This window comes from Rhizobium sp. YTUHZ045 (genome assembly GCF_051124255.1).
GTDB lineage: Bacteria > Pseudomonadota > Alphaproteobacteria > Rhizobiales > Rhizobiaceae > Rhizobium.
Window position 1 is genome coordinate 902,327 of record NZ_CP101432.1, and the last position, 19,931, is coordinate 922,257.

A 19,931-nucleotide genomic window follows, 5' to 3' on the forward strand; every position below is an offset into this window, starting at 1 on the left:
GGTGTTTTCTTTTCGTGTGAAGCCGTCACAGCCCTGTCATCGGCCGCTCCTAATCACGCTCCATGTCGTCCTCTGCTGTTCCCCTGTTCCGCTTCGGCATCATCGCCGACCCGCAATATGCGGCGGTTGCCCCGCACGCGGCGATGGACCGTTATTACGCCAACAGCCTCGTTAAGGTCGCCGAGGCGATCGAGGTCTTCAATGGCGAGGAGTTGAGCTTCGTCATGACGCTCGGCGATGTCATCGACCGCAGTTTCTCCAGCTTCGACGACATCCTGCCGGTCTACGGCAAGCTGAGGCACGAGGCGCTCTTCCTGCTCGGCAATCACGATTTCTCGGTTTCCGCCGGGCACCTTTCCGAAGTCGCCGCCCGTCTTGGCATGCCCGCGCCCTATTACCGTTTTTCCCGTCCTGGCTGGCGCTTCATCGTGCTGGACGGCAACGAGGTCAGTACCTTCGCGCCGCCGGAAAACCATCCTCATCGCGCTCTTGCCGCACGGATGCTGGCGGAGCTGCAAGCCAAGGAGGCGGCGAACGCCCATCACTGGAACGGAGCGTTGAGCGATGAACAGTTCGCCTGGCTCGGCGACGAGATCGCCAACGCGGCTGCCGCCGGCGAGAAGGTCATCGTGATGAACCATTATCCGGTGTATCCGCCCGGCGAGCACGGCATGTGGGACAGCGAGCGCGTCGTCGCGCTGCTCGCCTCGCAGCCCCATGTCGTCGCCTATCTCAACGGCCATGACCATGTCGGCAATTACGGCAAGGCCGGCGCCTGCCACTTCGTCAACTTCAGGGGCGTGGTCGACACCGAGAACCAGAACGCCTTCGCCATCGTCGAGCTGCACCCCAACCGCATCGAGATCCGCGGTTTCGGCCGAGAGGAAAGCCGCACGCTGGTTTATTAGGCTGCGACCGGGGCCGGCACGTCTTTTCATCCTGCTCAGGCTTGTGCCACTCTGCCGTCAGATCAGTGCAATAGCTGCCGCTCACCCTAACCCTCTCCCCGTAAACGGGGCGAGGGGACGTGCCATACCAGAGGTTGATGAGGAACGGAGGGGCCGCGGCATATCCCCTTCGCCCCGTTTACGGGGAGAAGGTGCCGGCAGGCGGATGAGGGGCACGTCGACGCGCATGTGAGCGTCGATGATCGGCCATGCGGCTGATTCACGCAGACACAGCCTTCTGCGTCCAGCCGCTCGTCCACAAATCCCGCAGCCGGTCGCCGTCGCCCTTGAAGAAATCGTCGGCCTCCTCGCAACCCTCCACCCGGTCGCTGCGGAAATTGCGGATCGCCTGTCGCAACTCGCACCATGCGACGATATTGGCGGTCTGCGAATAGTAGATCAGCGCGATCGGCTGGATCGTCCGTTCGCTGGCGCGGCCGAGTTCGTCGCGGTAGGCGAGCATCAGCTTGCGTTCGTCGCGGATCGCCCGGCGCACGACCGCAAGGTCGATGGCAGCCGGCTGCGCGGTCGAGCCCCAGGCATAAAGCGCCTTGCTGTTCATCGCCTCACGAAGCGGCCCCGGCACGGCGCCTGATATCTTCTGGTTGACCCTGCGGGCGGCCTGCTTCAGCTCCTCGTCGGCCGTGCGTTCGAGCAGCGCCAGTGACAGAACGATCGCCTCCATCTCCTCGATCGAGAACATCAGGGGCGGCAGGTCGAAGCCCGGCCGCATGATGTAGCCGATGCCGCGACCGCCTTCGATCGGCACCCGCATTGCCTGGAGGGCGGCAATGTCGCGATAGATCGAGCGCACGGTCACTTCGAGCGTCTCGGCCATGACAGCGGCCGTCATCGGTTTTCTGGCGAGCCTCAGGATCTGAATGATCTCGAAAAGCCGCGAGGCCTTGCGCATTTTGCCTCTCCATTTCTCACGCTCCTGACAATACACTGTCAGTTGGGTTTGCGTATAGAGCCACCTATCGGATTGAAATCAATCGGGGTCTTTTGAAAATGGCCCGTGGAACTGAAGGTGGCAACTGACATGAATTACCATGAAAACCTCTGGCTCTTCTTTACCCTTCTCTTTGGCATCATCATCGTGCCGGGCATGGACATGCTCTTCGTGCTTGCCAACGCGCTGACCGGCGGTATCAGGCAGGGGCTCGCGGCAACGGGCGGCATCATGGCGGGCGGTGCCGTGCATTCGGCCTATGGTGCGGCCGGCGTCGGCGTGCTCGTCACCATGCTGCCGCAGCTCTTCAACCTGCTGCTCTTTGCCGGCGTCGCCTATATGATCTGGATTGGCGTTTCGCTGATGCGCAGTTCGATCACCGTCGAGGCGGTCGGACCGGCGACGGCGCGCTCCGGCTGGCGCGCCTTCCGCCAGGGCGCCGTAACCTGTCTCGTCAATCCCAAGGCCTATATTTTCATGTTCGCCGTCTACCCGCAGTTTCTCAAGCCTGAATATGGCCCGATCTGGCTGCAGGGGCTGATCATGGGCGCCATGACCGTCGTCACGCAGTTTGCCGTTTACGGAACGCTGGCGATGACGGCAGGCCGCAGCCGCGATCTGCTGGTGGCAAATCCCGACGCCACGGCCTTTGTCGGCCGCTGCGCCGGACTGCTGTTGGTTGCGGTCTCCGCCTTCAGCCTCTGGCAAGGCTGGAAAACCGCCTGAGCCGCCGGTTATCACATTGTTTTTATGACCCTCCGGCAAAACGTGACTGCCTAGACGCATGGATTTTGTCATGCTCCCGGTGCAGATTGGCCAGCGGCTGCCCTGGCCTCAAGAAAACGGAGAGGAAATATGAATTGGAAAGCAGTAGCTGCCGCCGCAGCGATCGCCGCCATCGCCTTCGGTTCGGTGACCGCCGCCGATGGTACCCATGATTCGCGTATTGCGCTGATGAAGAAGATCGGCGGTTCGGCGGGCGCCATGGCCGCCATCGCCAAGGGCGAGAAGCCCTATGATGCCGAGACGGTAAGGTCGGCGCTGACGACGATCGCCGCCACCGCCAAGGTTTTCCCCGATCAGTTCAAGCCGGGCAGCGATATGAATGATCCCGAGGTCAGCCCCAAGGTCTGGGAAAACATGGATGACTTCAAGGCGCGGGCCGCAAAGCTCTCGACCGACGCGGAAACCGCCCTCGCTCAGCTCCCGGCCGATGCCGCCGGTGTCGGTGCCGCGCTCAATACACTCGGCGCCAATTGCGGCGGCTGTCACAAGGCCTATCGTATTAAGGAATGATAGCCCGGCCTCAGCAATCTCCGCCGGCGCGGATCGCCTGATTTGCGATCGACGGCGGGTCACGTCGGCAACAGGGGAGGCGGCGCATGGTCCGCAGGTTCATCCGGTTACTGCTCTGTCTGATCGGCGTCGCCGTTCTCGGCGGCGGCGCCGTCTATGTCGTTACCGTGCCCGATCCGCTGCCGGAGAGCCATTGGGCCGGTCTCGGCGCGCCGGATCCGGCAAACGGTGAGATGGTCTTCTGGGCGGGCGGCTGCGTCAGTTGTCATTCGGCACCCGGTTCCGAAGGTGATGCCAGGCTGACGCTGGCGGGCGGTCTGGCGCTGAAGAGCCCTTTCGGCACCTTCCACGTGCCGAACATTTCGCCGGATGAAAAGGCCGGCATCGGCGCCTGGACGCTCGCCCAATTCGGCAATGCGATGAAGCGCGGCGTCGGCCCGGGCGGAGAGCATCTTTACCCGTCCTTTCCCTATGGCTCCTATTCCCGCATGAGCGACAAGGACGTCAACGATCTCTTCGCCTTCCTGAAGACCCTGCCGAAGAGCGCCAGCGTCGCGCCCGCGCATGAATTATCCTTTCCTTACAACATCCGCCTTGCGCTCGGCGGCTGGAAATTCCTCTATTTTAACGATCAGCCGCGCGTCGCGCTCGCCAAGAGCGACGACAAGATCAAGCGCGGGCAATATCTCGTCGAAGGCCCCGGCCATTGCGGTGAGTGTCACACGCCGCGCGACGCGCTCGGCGGCTTCCAGGCCGATCTGTGGCTCGCCGGCGCGCCTAATCCGGAGGGGAAGGGGCGCATACCCGATATCACCCCAGCTTCGAAGAGCATCGGCAACTGGAGCGAGGCGGATATCGCCAACTATCTCGAAACCGGCTTCACGCCCGATTTCGATTCCGTCGGCGGTTCGATGGTCGATGTGCAGCACAATATCGCCCGCCTGCCGGCTGCCGACCGCGAGGCGATCGCCGCCTATCTCAAGGCCGTGCCGGGACGTTAAAGCCGCGGTGCGTCCATTCGGGCGGACGAGGACGCTTGTTCAAATTGTTTAAAGCGAGGTGGGACCCGGCATCAGATCATAGGGGTGGCGCCAGCCTGGCATGCTGCTGATCCGGTCTTTCCAGGCTGCGATCGCCGGATAGGCGCTGTGATCGATCCCGGTTTCCTCCGGCATGAAGACGTAGCCTGCCAAGGAGAGGTCTGCGATTGTCAGCCGGTTGCCGACCATAAAGGCTCGTTGGGCAAGGTGGCCGTCGACAATTGCATAGGCAGCCTTGGCCCGCAGCCTCAAAAACTCGACGACCGGCGTCTCGCCGCTCTTCTGAAGGCCATAGATGAACCGCAACGTCGCGTAATAGCTCGTGAATTTATGGTTGTCGAAAAGGATCCAACGCATGATCTCGCGCCGTTCTTCGGCTGACTGCGCCCCGAACTGCCCCGTCACCTCTGACAAGTAGTCGAGGATAACCCCCGATTGGCTGATCTTCGTTTGCCCATGTTCGAGCACGGGCGCCTCGCCCTGTTCGTTCATGGTTTCGCGCCATTGTTCGGTTCGCGTTTCACCGCCGAGATAATCGACGAAAATGCTCTCCCACTCGATGCCGGCAAGGGCGAAGAAGAGGGCGACCTTGTAGGCGTTCCCCGAGAGAGCGAAGCAATGGAGTTTGAAGTCAGGCATGAAATCTCCTCATCAACACAGACTTAGACTCGCGGGGCGGGTTATGCGATCGACTGCATGTAACGCATGCCGGTCACCGGTCTCGGCGTGAAATCCATCTGTTCGTAGAAGCGGTGGGCGAGCACATTGCCGGTCGCGGCGCTGACGGAGAGATAGCCGCAGCCGGCATTGCGCGCCGTCTCGCGGGCGCGGTCGACGAGCAGCTGACCGGTGCCGTGGCCGCGATGGCCGTCGCGCACGAAGAGATGGTGCAGGTCCATGCCGCGTTTGCCTTCCTGCGCCCTGTAGAGCGGCACGAGAATCGCGTAGCCGATCAGCCCTTCGCCGGTTTCGGCAACAAGCGCGGTGATCCAGGGCAGCGGGCCGAACAGGTCGCGCTCCAATTGCTCCGGCGTCGTCGCGGCCGCGTCGCCATGATGGGCGGCAAGCAGCGCGATCATCTCGTTGAGCTCGGGCAGGTCGCGCGGCTTGGCGGCGCGGATCGTCACCACCGATGGGCGCATCAGTGAAATTTCGCTGTCTTCGATTTCAGTCATGGTCTTCGCGTCCTTTGATAATCTGCCGTCAGGACGCTGCCGATACAACAAAGCCGCCTGACGGCGGCTTGTTGACAATATGATCTGTCCGGCCGCCCTTTACAGGTACAGCCAAAAATACGAGCGGCTCTGGTGCACGTTCTTGATCATGCAGCATCCATCGCCGCAAACGCGGCATTTGTCAATGGCGTGAGTGCGTGACGCTGAAACATCTCAGATCTTGAATCCAGCCGAGAACCTCAATAGGATACCCCCCTATGCTACATGAAGGTCCGCGATGTCTCACACCACCCTGCAGAAGAAGAAGCTTGTTGCCCGCGTCAGCCGCCTGAAGGGGCAGCTGGAAGCGGTCGAGCGGGCGCTCGAGGCTGAACGCCCCTGCGGCGAAATCCTGCAACTGCTCGCCTCCATTCGGGGCGCGCTGACCGGGCTGACCGGCGAGGTTTTGGATGATCACCTGCGCGAGCACGTGCTCAATGCCGAGGACGACAGAGCCCGGGCCGAGGCGGTCGAAGAAATATCTGAAGTGCTGAGAACCTATATCCGCTGATGAGAGAAGGACCCTGGGAATGAATGCCGGGATCGGGAAAGTCGAAGTGAAAGCCCTCGAACACGATCATGTGTTCCTCGGGGCCGATCATTTGCGCAACGAGCGGCGCATCTGGCTGGTGATTGCGCTGACGGCGGTGATGATGGTGGCGGAAATCGCCGCCGGCACCGTCTACGGCTCCATGGCCCTCGTCGCTGATGGCTGGCATATGTCGACCCATGCCAGCGCTCTTTTGATTTCTGCGCTCGCCTATCTCTTTGCCCGCCGGCAGGCGCGCAATCCGCGCTTCACCTTCGGCACCGGCAAGCTCGGCGATCTCGCCGGCTTCGCCAGCGCCATTGTCCTTGCCCTGATCGCCCTGCTGATGGCCTGGGAGAGCCTGCTGCGCCTCTCCAATCCGGTGCCGATCGGCTTTGCCCAGGCAATCGCCGTCGCGGTCATCGGCCTTGCCGTCAATCTCGCCAGCGCCTGGCTGCTGGCCGGCGGCGGTCATGCCGCGCATGCTCATCATGCGCACGCGCATGCTCATCATGCGCATGGGCACCACGCACACCATCACGGCCATGGCGGTCACGGCGACCATGCCCACCATCACGCAGAGGCCGGCGACAACAATATCCGCGCCGCCTATCTGCATGTGATGGCCGATGCGCTCACGTCAGTGCTCGCCATCGCGGCGTTGACCCTCGGCAGCCTGTATGGTTGGCTCTGGCTCGATCCCATCATGGGCATCGTCGGCGGCCTGGTCATCGCCAATTGGTCCTGGAGCCTGCTGAAATCGTCGGGCGGCGTCCTTCTCGACGTCATGCCCGAAGGCGAGACCCTGCCGGGCGAAATCCGCCAGGCGATCGAGACAGAGGAGGATCGGATCACCGACCTGCATGTCTGGCAGGTCGGCCCCGGCCATCATGCAGCGATTGTCGCGGTCGTCACCTCGCAGCCGCGCGATCCGGCCTTTTACAAGGACAGGCTTTCGGCGCTGGAAGAATTGTCGCATGTGACGGTCGAGGTCACGCGCGCCGCCTGATTGCTGCGGGCGGAGGACGAAATCGCTGCTACTCAACAAGGGTGCAGCGGCTGACAACAAGGTTGCAGCGGGGACGAGATGCCGCCGCAATCGGTCCTTAGCTCTATTCTCCGAATCGTCGGAGGAATTCATGGATCCCAGCCTTACTCGCCGCATGCTGATCGGCTCGGCACTCTGCCTGCCTGCTTTGGGCCTGTCCACGCTGGCGCTTGCGGCCAATGCACAGGAAACTGCGGGGGAGGGCGACGACAATATCGAGCGTCGCCTGGCCGCGCTGGAAAAGCGCACCGGCGGACGCCTCGGCGTCTCGGTGCTCGACACCCAGACGAGCATTTCCTTCGGCTATCGCGGCAGCGAAGCTTTTCCGATGTGCAGCACCTTCAAGGCGCTGGCGGCCGGCTTCGTCCTTGCCCGCGTCGACAAGGGGCAGGAGAGCCTCGAGCGGCGGGTGACCTACGGCAGGGACAAGCTCGTCGACTATTCGCCGCTCAGCGAAAAACACGCCGGTGCCGACGGCATGACGATCGCCGAACTCTGCGAGGCGGCGGTAACGGTCAGCGACAACACCGCCGGCAACCTGCTGCTCGAAAGTTTCGGCGGCCCGCCGGCACTGACCGACTGGCTGCGCTCGATCGGCGACGGCACCACGCGTCTCGACCGCACCGAACCGACACTGAACGAGGGTCGTAAGGACGATCCGCGCGACACCACGGCACCGGATGCGATGCTCGATACGCTCGGCAATCTGACGCTCGGCTCGGTGTTGACCGGGGCCTCTTGCGACAAGCTGATCGCCTGGCTGGTGGCGAGCACCACGGGCAAGGAAAGGCTGCGGGCGGGCCTGCCTGCCGATTGGAAGGTCGGCGACAAGACCGGCACCGGCCCGAACGGCTCCCTCGGCGACATCGCCGTTATCTGGCCGCCGGACCGTGGGCCGATCGTCGCTGCCGTCTATATCGCCGAAGCGACGGCGCCGACGAAGGATCTCAACCCGATCTTTGCCGAAGTCGGCAGGATGATCACCGAGATGGTGTGATGTGTTAAATCGCTTCAGAAGCAATTGATTATCGCATCGACATCAAGTTCGTGATCAGGCCCGCTTTGATTTCGAGCACGGGCCGATTGGCCTCCGGGTGACCGATGTCTCTCAGCTGATCGGGTGTCAGCTCGGCCAGTCGTTGCCGGCTCACGACCGCCCGTCGCCACGCCTGCAGGCCAGCGATCAGCTTTGCGATGATGTTCATGGGGCCAGCCACCTGGTTTGTCGGCGCGCTGACGATGGGCTGTGTTTCCGTATGAGCCATTTCCGATCTCCACTTGTGATGTGCGGGTGGAAATCTGCCATGCGGGCGTTTTCGGCCTGTTCGGCTGAGCGTGAACCGGGAAGAAAACTTCAACAAGCCGCCGCTAAATCGGTGTTAAATCCGTCTTCCCAAATGCTATTCTGCGAGCGGCGGTTCAAAGTCTGGGGGCTTTCTATGCGCATCAGGTTGCTAGGCGGTCTCGAGGTCATCTCCGGAGAAGGCCGGCCAGTCCGCTTCGCCACGCGCAAGACGTCGCTGCTGTTTGCTGCCCTGGCATTGGCAGGCCGCCGCGGCTGTCGCAGGGAGGTGCTGTCCGAAGCCTTCTGGCCGGGACGAGCTAATGAGCAGGCCCGCAATAGTTTGCGGCAGGCGCTGGTCGACATCAGGCGGTCGTTCCCGGCGAGCAGTGACGCCACCGTCTCTATCGAAGGGGATCAGGAGACGGTGGCGCTTTTCGTCGATCCTGATCAAGCCGACATTTCGCTCTTCGACCGGAAGCTGGGGACGGGGGCGAGCGCAGATCTCGCCTCCGCAGCGGATCTCTACCGCGGCGATCTGCTTGAAGGCGAGTCCATTCCGGATGAATTGGCTGAGTGGTTCGCACCGTACCGAAGCACATATCAGCGCAAGGCGCTGCAGCTCGTGGAACGTTTGAGCCTTGCTCTCTTGGAACCAGGCTCCGCGGAAGAACCGCCCTGTGAAGCGCTTGCCGAGAGGCTTCTCGCCTCTGACCCGACGGCGGAGGGTGCTCACAGGGCGTTGATGCGGATCCATGCTCTCCGCGGCCACGAGAACATGGCCTTGCGCCAGTTCGAGACCTGCCGAGCTCTCCTGAAGAAGCATCTGGATGTCGAACCCGAAGCGGAGACGTCGTCCCTGGCTGCCTCGCTGCAACCGCGGCAGCGATCCGGTGATCGGCGGGCCGCGGCCGCAGTCGAGCCGCAGCCGCAGGTCTTCTCCGCTCCGACGAAACATCATGATCGGCCATCCCTTGCGGTGTTGCCGTTTCAGAATTTGAGCGGTGATGTCGAGCAGGAATATTTTGCCGACGGCATCGTCGAGGATATCACCATCGCTCTTGCGCAATTCCGTCACCTCTATGTCATTGCCCGCAATTCGAGCTTTACCTACAAGGGGCAGGCCGTCGACATAAAGCGGGTCGGGCGCGAGCTGGACGTGGACTATGTGGTCGAGGGAAGCGTGCGCCGCGCGGGCGACCGGCTTCGTATCGCCGGACAACTCATCGACACCTCGACCGGCGCGCATCTCTGGGCAGACCGTTTTGACGGAACTTTGGCGAACCTGTTCGATCTGCAGGATCAGGTCGCATCCAGCATTGTCGGCGCAATAACGCCGAAAGTGGAAGAGGCGGAGATCGAGCGGGCTAAACGCAAGCCGACCGAGAGCCTCGACGCCTATGACTATTATCTCCGCGGGCTGGCGGCCTTCGACCGGACGGTGACCAACAGATCAGTCGTCGACGAGGCTCTGCGGCTATTCATGAAGGCAATCGAGCGCGATCCGGATTTTGCCATCGCCCACGCCCGGGCGGCGCGATGCTACGCGACCCGCAAGAGCAATGGCTGGATGATCGATCCGGCCAACGAAATTGCCGAGGCGACCCAACTGGCGAGAAGAGCCGTCGAACTCGGCTGGGACGATGCAGTCGCGCTCGCCTATGGCGGATATGTGCTCGGTTATGTCGGCGGCGACCTCGATGACAGCGCGGCTTGCATCGATCGCGCGCTCTTCCTCAATCCGTACCTGGCCGTTGCGCTGGGCGTCAGCAGTTGGGTGCGAGCCTGCCTCGGCGAGCCGGACAAGGCCGTCGAACATGCTGCCCTCGCCATGAGGCTGAGCCCCGTGGATCCGCGCCTGTTTGCCTGGCAGTTCAACACCGGCCTGGCTCACTTCTGCGCCGGTCGTTACGAGGACGCCGCCGTCTGGGCCGCAAAATCGTTGCGCCACCAGCCGAATTACCCGAGCGCGATGCGGGTGATGGCGGCGGGCCAAGCCATGGCCGGGCGGAAAGCGGAAGCAGGGGAAACGATTGCGCGCCTGCGCTTGCTGGATCCGGCGCTTCGGCTTTCGAACCTCGCCGATATTCTCCCACCGTTCCGGCGACCGGATGACCGCAACCGCTATATAGAGGCGCTTCGTATGGCGGGGTTGCCGGAGTAGGCATGCGGCGAAGGAGACCTCTGCCCCATTCGCTTTCCGCTCCGCTGGTGTCCGTCGTGCCGCCGTCTATGTCGCCGAGGCCGGCGATAGAGGCTCCCGGCATCCGCTTTTTGCTTGACCCGAGCATCCATGCACCTGACTTCAGGGTGGGTTTCGCCGGACGTCACCTCTCCAGTCGGCGCCCCGCAGCATGGATCGCCGGGTCAGGCCCGCCGATGACGGAATGTGAGGGAAACGCGGGTGATCGAAACGCTCCACTTTCCGTGGGGCTCATGCGGCGGCCGCATGGAGCTCGCGAGAAGATTTCCCATCACGGTAGCGTATACGCGATCACGTAATCGCCGGGCGTGGTGCCGACCGAGCCGTGGCCGCCGGCGACCATGACGACATATTGCTTGTTGTCGTCGGTCGTATAGGTCATCGGCGTCGCCTGGCCGCCGGCCGGAAGGCGCGCCCGCCAGAGCTCGCGCCCGTTGGTCACGTCATAGGCGCGCAGGTAATTGTCGACCGCCGCGCCGAGGAAGGCGAGTCCTCCTTTGGTCAGCATCGGCCCGCCGATGCCGGGCACGCCCACCTTGAAGGGCAGCGGCAGCGGCGTCATGTCATGGACGGTTCCGTTCTTGTGCATATAGGCGATCTTGCCGGTGCGCAGGTCGACTCCGGCGACATAGCCCCATGGCGGCGCCTGGCAGGGGATCTGCAGCGGTCCGAGGAAGGGACCCATGAAGACGCCGTATGGTGCGCCGTCATTGCGGTTGAGCCCCTGTTCGCTGCCCTTCTCGTCCTGTCCTCGCGGCGGAATGTCGGCGGCCGGCACCAGGCGCGAGGTGAAGGCGAGATAGGTCGGCATGCCGAACATGATCTGCCGCTCCGGATCCACAGCCACCGAACCCCAGTTGAAGGTGCCGAAATTGCCGGGATAGACGATCGTGCCTTTCAGCGACGGCGGCGTGTAGCGGCCCTCATAGCGGTAGCGGTGAAAGTCGATGCGGCAGAGGAGCTGGTCGAACAGCGATACGCCCCACATGTCCTTTTCCCGAAGCGGCTCGGGCGAGAAGGTGAGGTCGGAGATCGGCTGCGTCGGCGACGTATGATCGCCCGAGACTGCGCCGCCGGGCGCCGGAATCTCCTTGGTCGGGATGATCGGCTCGCCGCTGCGCCGGTCGAGCACATAGAGATCGCCCTGCTTGGTCGGGCCGACGAGGGCGGGAACCAAGCTGCCGTCAGGCTTCGTCAGATCGATCAGCGCCGGCTGGGCCGGCACGTCCATGTCCCAGAGGTCGTGATGCACCGTCTGGCGCACCCAGCGCAGCTGGCCGCTGGCGATATCGAGCGCGACGATCGAAGAAGAGAATTTCTCGACATTGTCGCTGCGGTTGATGCCGATCTGGTCGGGCACCTGGTTGCCGAGCGGGATGTAGACCATGCCGAGCGCCTCGTCGACGCTGAAGACCGACCAGCTGTTCGGCGAGTTGGTGGTGTAGGTCTGGCCGTCGGCGATCGGCGTCGTCACGTCGGGATTGCCGGAATCCCAGTTCCAGATCAGTGCGCCGGTCTTGATGTCGAAGGCGCGGATGACGCCGGATTGCTCCTCGGTCGAATAATTGTCGTTCACCGCCCCGCCGATGATGATCTTGCCCGCCACCGCGACCGGTGGCGATGTGGAATAATAATAGCCGGCCGGATTGAAGCGCATGCCGGTTTCCAGATGCAGCACGCCCTGATCGGCAAAGCTGGTGCAGACCTTGCCGTCGGCCGCGTCGAGCGCAATCAGCCGGGCGTCCGAGGTCGGCAGGTAGACGCGCTCGGCGCAGGGCTGGCCGGCGGCGACATCAGGATCGGCATAATAGGTGACGCCGCGGCAGGTCTGGTGCTGCCGGTTGGGATTCATGCCCGAGTTCGAGTCATATTTCCATTTCTCCTTGCCGGTCTTGGCGTCGAGTGCGATCGCCCAGTTATGCGGCGTGCAGAGATAGAGCGTGTCCTTCACCTTGAGCGGCGTCACCTGATAGGTTGTCTCGCTGATATCCTCCGGCCGCTTGACGTCGCCGGTCTGGTACCGCCAGGCTTCCTTCAGGGTGGAGACATTCTCGACATTGATCTGGTCGAGCGGCGAATAGCGCTGGCCGAACGGCGTGCGGCCATATTGGTGCCATTCGCCGTCCGGCACGCTGCCGCCGAAGGCTGGATTGGCGGCGACCGCATCCTTCGGCAGATCGCCGGCCAGATCATGCGGATCCGTCGTCATCGAATAGACGGCGACGAGGATAGCGAGAATGACCGGCACGGCGAGCGGCCAGGGATTGGCGCCGTAGACGATGCCGGTCGGGCTGCGAAAGCCGAGTGGCCGACGGATCCGGGGCGTCAGCAGCCAGAGGCCGAGCAGGATGATGACGCCGCCGCGCGGACCGAGCTGCCACCAGTCGAATCCCACCTCCCAGATCGCCCAGGCGAGTGCGGCGACCACGAGCACCGCATAGACCCAGAGCGCAACCGCCTTGCGCATCAGCAGCAGCGCTGCGGTGACGAGGAACATCAGGCCGGCAAACAGATAGAAAATGCTGCCGCCGAGCGTGATGAGCCAGAGCCCGCCGCCGCCGAGCGCAACGCCGATGATGATGAAGAGAATGGAGGTGATGACGAGCGCCATAAGGCTGTCTCCCGCGTGGGTTAGCCGGTGGGGGATCAGCGGAAAAGGTCCGCCGGTCAGGCAGATAGAGCGAGGGAGATGCCTTTCAACGGCTGCATTTGCCGCAGGTGGATGTCACGGTACGGTTGTATTGAAGCCGCTTAGGTCCCGCAGAAAGTCTGCAGCACTCGTTCCTCCGGCTTCGGCGGTTCCATATAAGCGGCAAATTCCGGCCGGTCTTCGTACGGCTTCGACAGCACGGTGAGCAGCGCCTCGAACAGCGAGAAATCACCGTGTTCGACCGCAGCCTCGATCGCCTGTTCGACCCGGTGGTTGCGGGGGATGAAGGCTGGGTTGACGCGGCGCATGGCGCTGGCGCGTTGGGCCGATGTCTGCGGATCGCGCGATAATCTCTCGCGCCACTGCGTGAGCCAGGGGGTGCAGGCTTTCGGTTCCCGGAAGCTCCGGGCAAAGGCGGGCTCTGCGCCGTCGTTGCCGGCCAGATCGGCGAGCCGCCGGAAGGTCAGGGTGAAATCGGCGCCCTGTGCCTGCATCAGCGACAGCAGCGCCTGGACAAGCTCGAGATCGCCATCTTCTTCGCCGGCAAGGCCGATTTTTCTTCGCATGCCGGCAAGCCACTCGGCTTGGAACCGCTCGCCATAGGCGCGGATGATGGCATTGGCCTTGTCGACCGCGCCGTCCGGCTCGGGGCCGATCAGCGGCAGCAGCGTTTCGCCGAGCCGGGCAAGGTTCCACTGGCCGATGGCCGGCTGATTGGCATAGGCATAACGGCCATGCTGGTCGATCGACGAGAAGACGGTCGCCGGGTTATAGACATCCATGAAGGCGCAAGGGCCGAAGTCGATCGTCTCGCCAGATACCGTCATATTATCCGTATTCATCACGCCATGGATGAAGCCGACATGCAGCCAGCGGGCGATCAGCGCCGCCTGGCGCTCCGCGATTGCCGAAAACAGCGCGAGATGGGGTTCTTCGGCAGCCTTCAGTTCGGGATAGTGGCGGTCGACTACATAATCGGCGAGCGCCCGCACGCCGTCTGTGTCGCCCCTTGCGGCGAAATACTGGAAAGTGCCAACACGGATATGGCTCGCCGCCACCCGGGTGAAGACCGCGCCCGGCAGCACCTCTTCGCGATAGACCGGTTCGCCCGTTGTCACGGCCGCCAGCGCCCGGGTGGCGGGAATGCCGAGCGCGAACATCGCCTCGCTGATGATATATTCTCTGAGCACCGGCCCGATTGCCGCCCGGCCGTCGCCGCGGCGCGAAAAAGGTGTCGGCCCGGCGCCCTTCAGCTGGATATCGAAACGCTTGCCGCTGCGGTCGACCACCTCACCGAGCAGGATCGCCCGGCCGTCGCCGAGCTGCGGCGAGAAGCCGCCGAACTGATGCCCGGCATAGGCCATCGCCAGCGGTTCGGCCCCTTCGGGAACGAGATTGCCGGAAAAGATCGCCGCGCCGTCGCGGCGTAGCGTCTCGACGTCAAGGCCGAGCTCGGCGGCCAACGGTTCGTTCAGCTTGATCAGCCGGGGCTCGGCCACCGGCGTCGGCGTTTGTGGCGCAAAGAAGCGCTCGGGCAAGCCGACATAGCTGTTGTCGAACGGAAAGGCCGCACCGGACCGGATTTTCTGCGGGGTCGAGGTCATTGTTCATAGGTAGGGCCGGGGTGGCCCGCGCGCAAGCCGGTCTTGCGCACCCGGTCGGTCGGCCGTCACGCAGATCATGCTGATGCAAGGAATCGTGATCTGCTTTTACCTCTCGTCAAAGCTGCTTTGCCAGAAAGGCCATAGCCCCGCCATGATCTCGGGCGTATAGCAGATCGTCTCCCCTTGGCTTTGTGCCATGTCATCCCCGCGGCCTTGCTGCTTCCTCTGCTCCGCCGCGCCACCGTGAGTGATTCCGGACGATGTCGGATCAGATTTACCAGGCGCCGATGGTTCGGCGCGCCGCGCCCAATTTTCGGGTGATCGCGATGATCGTCGCAAGTGCGATGCTGATGGAAAATATCGACGCGACCGTGCTGGCGACCGCGCTGCCCACCATGGCGCGCGATTTCGCTGTGAGCGCGCCGGCCATGTCGATCTCACTGACCTCCTATCTCCTCAGCCTGGCGATCTTCATTCCGGCGAGCGGCCGGATGGCCGACAGCTTCGGTTCGCGCACAGTGTTCAGGGCGGCGATCGCCGTCTTCGTCATCGGCTCCGTCCTCTGCGCGTTGGCCCCGACGCTGCCCTTCCTGGTGCTGGCGCGGCTGCTGCAGGGAATGGGTGGCGCCATGATGATGCCGGTCGGCCGTCTGGTGCTGATGCGCAGCGTCGCCCGCAAGGATATGGTCAGCGCCATGTCCTGGCTGCTGGTGCCGGCGTTGATCGGCCCGATCGTCGGTCCGCCGCTCGGCGGCTTCATCGTCACCTATCTCGACTGGCGCTGGATCTTCTACATCAACGTGCCGATCGGCATTATCGGCATGATCTTCGTCTCGATCTATATCGACGAGGTGAAGGGCAAGGCGGCCGGCCACTTCGATACGATCGGCTTCGTGCTATCCGGCATCTCGCTCGGCTCGCTGCTTTTCGGCTTCGAAATGTCGAGCCACGAAGGCGAGGGCGCCTTCTCGATCTTCCTGATCGCTATCGGCCTCATCTTCGGCATTGCCTATTTGAGGCATGCCCGCCGGCATCCCTCGCCGATCATGGATTTTTCGCTGATGAAGGTGCCGAGCTTCGGCACATCGGTCATCGCCGGTTCGCTGACCCGCATCACGCAAGGGGCCCAGCCCTTCCTGCTGCCGCTGCTGTTCCAGATCGGCTTCGGGCTGTCGGCCGCCGCAGCCGGCCAGATCGTCATTGCCACCGCGCTCGGCGCGCTCGCCATGAAGCCGATGGCGAAGTTTGTCTTCAGCCGGCTCGGCTTCCGCCGAAGCCTCGTCCTCAACGGCATCCTTGGCACGGCCGGTTATGCCCTCTGCGCCGCCTTTCGGCCGGACTGGCCGATGCCGCTGATCTTCGTCGTCCTGGTGCTCAGCGCCTTCTTCCTGTCCTTCCAGTTCACCGCCTACAACACCATTGCCTATGACGAGATCGAAAAGGAGCGGATGAGCTCGGCCACCAGCTTCTACACCACTTTCCAGCAGCTGATGCTGTCGCTCGGCATCTGCGTCGGCGCCTTGGCGCTGCACGGCTCGATGGCCTTCAACAATGTCGAAACGCCGTCGCTGGACGATTTCTCTACTGCCTTCATTGTCGTCACCCTCATCTCGATCACCGCGACCGTCTGGAATCTGCGTTTCTCGCCGACCGCTGGCGAGGAGATCAGCGGCTATAAGGCCAGAGGGATGAAGGTGCCTGGAGAAACAAAGGCTTGACGCGCGTCGCTTGAATCAAATTATGCGCGTTGCGCTCGGTCCTTGCCCTCCATGTCAGCGGCCAGTTCCGCAAGCTTGCGGACGGTGTTGAGATTGCGCGAGGTCCCGGGCTTCAGCGCCGGCAGCTTCAGCTTCGAGCGGCCGGATCCATTGGGATAATGCACATAGATCTCCCGGCCGGCGAGCTTCGCCTCCTCGCCATCGGGCGCAGACATTTTCTCCAGCGCATCAGCCGGGGCCTTTTCGGGCAGGAAGTAGACGAGCAGGAAATTCGGCTTGGCATCGGGAAAAGGGGCGTTGGCGACGATATCGTCAAGCTCTTTACGGCTGCGCACCATCACGCCTGGACGTTTGCCCATCTTGCGGCCGAGCGCTTCGTCGAGCCGCTCCTCCACCGTCTTTTCCGCCTCATCCGAGCGGAAAACCACATTGCCGCTCTGGATGTAGGTTTTCACGTCAGTAAAGCCGAGGCCTTCGCAGATCGCTTTGAGTTCGGTCATCGGCAAAGAGCCGGTGCCGCCGACATTGATGGCGCGGAGGAGGGCGATGTAGACGGGCATTTCTCTCTCCCTTTGCCGTGGGGGGCGCCACACCGCACGCCCCATCCAACCCCTTACATCTTCCCCGCCACCTTGATCGCAAACGCATACTCGAACGCAATCTCCTCCAGCCGCTGGAACCGTCCCGACGCCCCGCCATGGCCGGCGTCCATATTGGTCTTCAGCAGGATCGGCGCCTCGCCCGTTGTCTTGTCGCGCAGTTTCGCCACCCACTTGGCCGGCTCCCAATAGGTGACGCGCGGATCGGTCAGGCCGCCGAGCGCCAGGATCGGCGGGTAGGCCTTTGCCTCGACATTGTCATAGGGCGAATAGGCGGCGATCTGCTCGTATTCCTCCTTGCTGTCGATCGGGTTGCCCCATTCCGGCCATTCCGGCGGGGTGAGCGGCAGCGTGTCATCAAGCATGGTGTTGAGCACGTCGACGAACGGAACGGCGGCGATGATACCGGCGAACTTCTCCGGCGCCATGTTGGCGACGGCGCCCATCAGCATGCCGCCGGCCGATCCGCCTTCGGCGATGATTTTCGCGTAAGAGGTGAACTTCTGTTGATTCAGATAATCCGCCGCCGCGACGAAGTCCTTGAAGCTATTCGTCTTCTTGTCCATCTTGCCGTCTTCGTACCAGGCAAAGCCCTTGTCCTTGCCGCCACGGATATGGGCGATGGCATAGACGAAGCCGCGGTCGGCAAGCGACAGGCAATTGGTGTTGAAGCCGGCCGGAATGGTGATGCCGTAGGCGCCGTAGCCGTAAAGCAGGCAGGGTGCTGAGCCGTCGAGCGCCGTATCCTTGCGATAGAGTAGGGTAACCGGCACCGTCTCGCCGTCCCATGCCGGGGCGAAAACGCGGCGGGTGACATAGTCCTCAGGATTGTGGCCGGAGGGTACTTCCTGAGTCTTCAGCAATGTGCGCTCGCGCGTCACCATATTGTAGTCGTAAAGCTGCGACGGCGTCGTCATCGAGGAATAGGAGAAGCGGATGACGTCGGTATCGTATTCCGCCGCGCCTGAAAGCCCGAGCGAATAGGCCTCCTCGGCAAAGGCGATCGCATGTTCCTCGCCGGTCGCCCGGTCGCGGATCATGATCCGCGGCAGCCCGTCCTTGCGCTCCAGCCACAGAAGATGGCGGGCATAGGCCATGTGGCTGATGATGAGCGTGCCGGGCTTGTGAGCGACGACTTCGCGCCAGTTTTCCTTGCCCGGATTGTCCACCGGCGCTTCCATGATCTTGAAATCCTTGGCGCCGCCGTCATTGGTCAGGATGTAGAAGACATCCCCGCCCTCGGTCAGCGAATATTCGATGCCTTCCTCGCGCGCCGCCACCAGCTTCGGCTCGGCTGTCAAATCCTTGGTCGACAGCAGCCGGTATTCGCTGGTCTCGTGGTCGTGAATATCGATATAAATGAAGTCGTCGAGCAGCGAGCCGCCGACACCCATGAAGAAGCCGGCATCGGCTTCCTCATAAACCAGCCGGTCTTCCGATTGCGGCTGGCCGACAATGTGGTGGAACACCTTCGAGGGCCGGTGGTTCTCATCGAGCGCCGAATACAAGAAGCTCTTGCCATCAGGCGCCCAGACGCCGCCACCGCCGGTATTTTCGATCCGGTCCTCGAGATCTTCCCCGGTCGCGAGATCGCGCACTTTAAGGGTGAAGAATTCCGATCCCTTGTCGTCATAGCCCCAAATGCCGCGGCTATGGTCGCTTGTATGGTCGAGGCCGGCGAGGCGGAAATAGGCTTTGCCGGCGGCTTCTTCGTCGCCGTCGAGCAGCACGGTACGGATCGTCTCGTCGGCAACGTCGCCGTCACGGGGAATACGGAAATAACGCGGCTGTTCGCCGCCGGTCACATAGAACGTGCCATAGGCATAGGCGCCGTCCTTCATCGGTACCGAGCTGTCGTCTTCCTTGATGCGGCCGCGCATTTCGGCAAACAGCGCCTTCTGCAGCGGTTTGGTATCCTCCATCGCCGCGTTCATATAGGCGTTTTCGGCTTCCAGATGCCGGCGGATCTCGGGGTCGAGGATCGACGGGTCCTTGAACATTGCCTGCCAGTTGTCGGCGCGCAGCCAGGCGTAATCGTCCGTGCGGGTAATGCCGTGGCGCGTATCGGAGACGGGCTTTTTCGGTGCGGCGGGCGGTGTCGGCAGGCTCTTGAAGACGGACAAGGAATTGGCTCCGGTGGGAATGTCGGGTTGGCAAGAGATAGAGGCGCGCCGCCGCCGGATCAAGCGCCAAGGGTGCAGGTGACCGTCCACAGTCGAGGAGACTGCACCGCCCGCCCTGCCTTGATGTCACCACAATATTTAAGGAGGTCCGCTATCACAGAGCGAATTTTGCACGCGCCCAGCCCCCGGCAAGCCGCCGGCGGCAGGATGAGACTGTACAACAGTAAGGGATTTCCTCCGCAATGCCGAAACGTCTGCTCCTGTTTGTATCCCTGGCCGGCTTGGCTGCCCCCGCCTTTGCCGTCGACCCGGCAATCAAGAAGCAGCTGGAAAAACTCGATCCCTCCACCCGCCTGGAACAGAGCTGCGACACGGAAGCGATGAGCCGTATCAACAAGGACAGCACCGGCTTCAAGCCCGACAAGGTGATCGCCTATACCTTCAAGGACCCGATCGCCGGCGACAATTCGCTGCAGGCGCCGGGCGCGGTCTTCCGCAGCAAGGGCGACTGGTATCATCTTTCCTACAATTGCATCACCGGCCCGCAGCATATCAACGTGCGCCAGCTCGACTACCAGATCGGTGAGAAGGTGCCGCGTGAGAAGTGGGACAAGTACTATCTCTACGATTGATGCGGTCTCCCGCCGGCGGCTGCGGTGACATCCGGCCACATGGCGTCTGGCAAGGCGAGCGGCTAGAGTCGCGGCGCTCGAATCGTAAAGTCCA

At 62.9% G+C, this 19,931-nt stretch carries 18 protein-coding genes; 10 read left to right on the top strand and 8 right to left on the bottom strand.

What is annotated here, in order from left to right:
* The first annotated feature begins 62 nt into the window (after positions 1–62).
* On the top strand, positions 63–908 hold the full coding sequence (locus NMA58_RS04455) for a metallophosphoesterase (RefSeq protein ID WP_434712515.1): 846 nt from the start codon (positions 63–65) through the stop codon (positions 906–908).
* 259 nt (positions 909–1,167) lie between these two features.
* On the opposite strand, the gene NMA58_RS04460 is transcribed toward NMA58_RS04455, so the two are convergent.
* On the bottom strand, positions 1,168–1,860 hold the full coding sequence (locus NMA58_RS04460; protein WP_434712516.1) for a helix-turn-helix transcriptional regulator: 693 nt from the start codon (positions 1,858–1,860) through the stop codon (positions 1,168–1,170).
* A 129-nt stretch (positions 1,861–1,989) separates the two neighbouring features.
* On the opposite strand from NMA58_RS04460, the gene NMA58_RS04465 reads away from it, so the two are divergent.
* From NMA58_RS04465 to NMA58_RS04475, 3 genes are all read left to right on the top strand, one after another.
* On the top strand, positions 1,990–2,625 hold the full coding sequence (locus NMA58_RS04465; RefSeq protein ID WP_434712518.1) for a LysE family translocator: 636 nt from the start codon (positions 1,990–1,992) through the stop codon (positions 2,623–2,625).
* Positions 2,626–2,754: 129 nt separating this feature from the next.
* Positions 2,755–3,195, top strand: coding sequence for a c-type cytochrome (locus tag NMA58_RS04470; RefSeq protein WP_085777447.1), 441 nt, complete (start codon positions 2,755–2,757; stop codon positions 3,193–3,195).
* Between the two features lie 86 nt (positions 3,196–3,281).
* The gene (locus NMA58_RS04475; RefSeq protein ID WP_434712519.1) at positions 3,282–4,196 is read left to right on the top strand and encodes a c-type cytochrome; all 915 of its coding nucleotides are present in this window, start codon (positions 3,282–3,284) and stop codon (positions 4,194–4,196) included.
* A gap of 48 nt (positions 4,197–4,244) precedes the next feature.
* On the opposite strand, the gene NMA58_RS04480 is transcribed toward NMA58_RS04475, so the two are convergent.
* Together NMA58_RS04480 and NMA58_RS04485 are read right to left on the bottom strand one after the other, a co-directional pair.
* Positions 4,245–4,874, bottom strand: coding sequence for a glutathione S-transferase family protein (locus NMA58_RS04480; protein ID WP_434712520.1), 630 nt, complete (start codon positions 4,872–4,874; stop codon positions 4,245–4,247).
* A gap of 41 nt (positions 4,875–4,915) precedes the next feature.
* A complete protein-coding gene (locus NMA58_RS04485; protein WP_434712521.1) occupies positions 4,916–5,410 on the bottom strand; it encodes a GNAT family N-acetyltransferase in 495 nt (164 codons plus the stop codon).
* Positions 5,411–5,687: 277 nt separating this feature from the next.
* Here NMA58_RS04485 and dmeR point away from each other — a divergent pair, with 277 nt between their 5' ends.
* From dmeR to bla, 3 genes are all read left to right on the top strand, one after another.
* The gene (gene dmeR, locus NMA58_RS04490) at positions 5,688–5,960 is read left to right on the top strand and encodes a Ni(II)/Co(II)-sensing transcriptional repressor DmeR (RefSeq protein ID WP_430958765.1); all 273 of its coding nucleotides are present in this window, start codon (positions 5,688–5,690) and stop codon (positions 5,958–5,960) included.
* A gap of 19 nt (positions 5,961–5,979) precedes the next feature.
* The gene (gene dmeF / locus NMA58_RS04495) at positions 5,980–6,987 is read left to right on the top strand and encodes a CDF family Co(II)/Ni(II) efflux transporter DmeF (protein WP_434712523.1); all 1,008 of its coding nucleotides are present in this window, start codon (positions 5,980–5,982) and stop codon (positions 6,985–6,987) included.
* A 130-nt stretch (positions 6,988–7,117) separates the two neighbouring features.
* Positions 7,118–8,023: a class A beta-lactamase gene (gene bla, locus NMA58_RS04500; protein WP_434712524.1), complete on the top strand. Its 906-nt coding sequence runs from the start codon at positions 7,118–7,120 to the stop codon at positions 8,021–8,023.
* Between the two features lie 28 nt (positions 8,024–8,051).
* Here bla and NMA58_RS04505 read toward each other — a convergent pair whose 3' ends face one another.
* Positions 8,052–8,291 carry a DUF1127 domain-containing protein gene (locus NMA58_RS04505; RefSeq protein ID WP_097599862.1) on the bottom strand — a complete coding sequence of 80 codons (240 nt, stop codon included), beginning with the start codon at positions 8,289–8,291 and terminating at the stop codon, positions 8,052–8,054.
* A 174-nt stretch (positions 8,292–8,465) separates the two neighbouring features.
* Between NMA58_RS04505 and NMA58_RS04510 the strand changes: the two genes are divergently transcribed.
* Entirely contained in the window at positions 8,466–10,472 is a 2,007-nt protein-coding gene (locus NMA58_RS04510) for a BTAD domain-containing putative transcriptional regulator (RefSeq protein WP_434712525.1), read from the top strand.
* A 310-nt stretch (positions 10,473–10,782) separates the two neighbouring features.
* Here the strand turns inward: NMA58_RS04510 and NMA58_RS04515 are convergent, their stop codons facing one another.
* Both NMA58_RS04515 and NMA58_RS04520 read right to left on the bottom strand, forming a co-directional pair.
* Positions 10,783–13,122 carry a glucose/quinate/shikimate family membrane-bound PQQ-dependent dehydrogenase gene (locus NMA58_RS04515; RefSeq protein ID WP_434712527.1) on the bottom strand — a complete coding sequence of 780 codons (2,340 nt, stop codon included), beginning with the start codon at positions 13,120–13,122 and terminating at the stop codon, positions 10,783–10,785.
* Positions 13,123–13,262: 140 nt separating this feature from the next.
* The gene (locus tag NMA58_RS04520) at positions 13,263–14,765 is read right to left on the bottom strand and encodes a protein adenylyltransferase SelO (protein WP_434712528.1); all 1,503 of its coding nucleotides are present in this window, start codon (positions 14,763–14,765) and stop codon (positions 13,263–13,265) included.
* Between the two features lie 260 nt (positions 14,766–15,025).
* On the opposite strand from NMA58_RS04520, the gene NMA58_RS04525 reads away from it, so the two are divergent.
* Complete coding sequence (locus NMA58_RS04525) at positions 15,026–16,483, top strand: MFS transporter (protein WP_434712529.1); 1,458 nt, start codon at positions 15,026–15,028, stop codon at positions 16,481–16,483.
* A 20-nt stretch (positions 16,484–16,503) separates the two neighbouring features.
* Here NMA58_RS04525 and NMA58_RS04530 read toward each other — a convergent pair whose 3' ends face one another.
* Both NMA58_RS04530 and NMA58_RS04535 read right to left on the bottom strand, forming a co-directional pair.
* Entirely contained in the window at positions 16,504–17,043 is a 540-nt protein-coding gene (locus NMA58_RS04530; RefSeq protein ID WP_434712530.1) for a DUF1697 domain-containing protein, read from the bottom strand.
* Between the two features lie 53 nt (positions 17,044–17,096).
* Entirely contained in the window at positions 17,097–19,205 is a 2,109-nt protein-coding gene (locus NMA58_RS04535; RefSeq protein ID WP_434712531.1) for a S9 family peptidase, read from the bottom strand.
* A gap of 242 nt (positions 19,206–19,447) precedes the next feature.
* Here NMA58_RS04535 and NMA58_RS04540 point away from each other — a divergent pair, with 242 nt between their 5' ends.
* On the top strand, positions 19,448–19,837 hold the full coding sequence (locus NMA58_RS04540; RefSeq protein WP_085777460.1) for a DUF930 domain-containing protein: 390 nt from the start codon (positions 19,448–19,450) through the stop codon (positions 19,835–19,837).
* Positions 19,838–19,931: the final 94 nt, after the last annotated feature.

Bases quoted from the DNA above. Each gene is read 5' to 3' on its own strand.
- NMA58_RS04505 (WP_097599862.1), bottom strand. From the start codon at position 8,291: ATGGCTCATACGGAAACACAGCCCATCGTCAGCGCGCCGACAAACCAG.
- NMA58_RS04520 (WP_434712528.1), bottom strand. From the start codon at position 14,765: ATGACCTCGACCCCGCAGAAAATCCGGTCCGGTGCGGCCTTTCCGTTC.
- NMA58_RS04485 (WP_434712521.1), bottom strand. From the start codon at position 5,410: ATGACTGAAATCGAAGACAGCGAAATTTCACTGATGCGCCCATCGGTG.
- NMA58_RS04530 (WP_434712530.1), bottom strand. From the start codon at position 17,043: ATGCCCGTCTACATCGCCCTCCTCCGCGCCATCAATGTCGGCGGCACC.
- NMA58_RS04465 (WP_434712518.1), top strand. From the start codon at position 1,990: ATGAATTACCATGAAAACCTCTGGCTCTTCTTTACCCTTCTCTTTGGC.
- NMA58_RS04455 (WP_434712515.1), top strand. From the start codon at position 63: ATGTCGTCCTCTGCTGTTCCCCTGTTCCGCTTCGGCATCATCGCCGAC.
- dmeF (WP_434712523.1), top strand. From the start codon at position 5,980: ATGAATGCCGGGATCGGGAAAGTCGAAGTGAAAGCCCTCGAACACGAT.
- NMA58_RS04525 (WP_434712529.1), top strand. From the start codon at position 15,026: ATGTCGGATCAGATTTACCAGGCGCCGATGGTTCGGCGCGCCGCGCCC.
- NMA58_RS04510 (WP_434712525.1), top strand. From the start codon at position 8,466: ATGCGCATCAGGTTGCTAGGCGGTCTCGAGGTCATCTCCGGAGAAGGC.
- NMA58_RS04515 (WP_434712527.1), bottom strand. From the start codon at position 13,122: ATGGCGCTCGTCATCACCTCCATTCTCTTCATCATCATCGGCGTTGCG.
- NMA58_RS04460 (WP_434712516.1), bottom strand. From the start codon at position 1,860: ATGCGCAAGGCCTCGCGGCTTTTCGAGATCATTCAGATCCTGAGGCTC.
- bla (WP_434712524.1), top strand. From the start codon at position 7,118: ATGGATCCCAGCCTTACTCGCCGCATGCTGATCGGCTCGGCACTCTGC.
- NMA58_RS04470 (WP_085777447.1), top strand. From the start codon at position 2,755: ATGAATTGGAAAGCAGTAGCTGCCGCCGCAGCGATCGCCGCCATCGCC.
- dmeR (WP_430958765.1), top strand. From the start codon at position 5,688: ATGTCTCACACCACCCTGCAGAAGAAGAAGCTTGTTGCCCGCGTCAGC.
- NMA58_RS04540 (WP_085777460.1), top strand. From the start codon at position 19,448: ATGCCGAAACGTCTGCTCCTGTTTGTATCCCTGGCCGGCTTGGCTGCC.
- NMA58_RS04475 (WP_434712519.1), top strand. From the start codon at position 3,282: ATGGTCCGCAGGTTCATCCGGTTACTGCTCTGTCTGATCGGCGTCGCC.
- NMA58_RS04480 (WP_434712520.1), bottom strand. From the start codon at position 4,874: ATGCCTGACTTCAAACTCCATTGCTTCGCTCTCTCGGGGAACGCCTAC.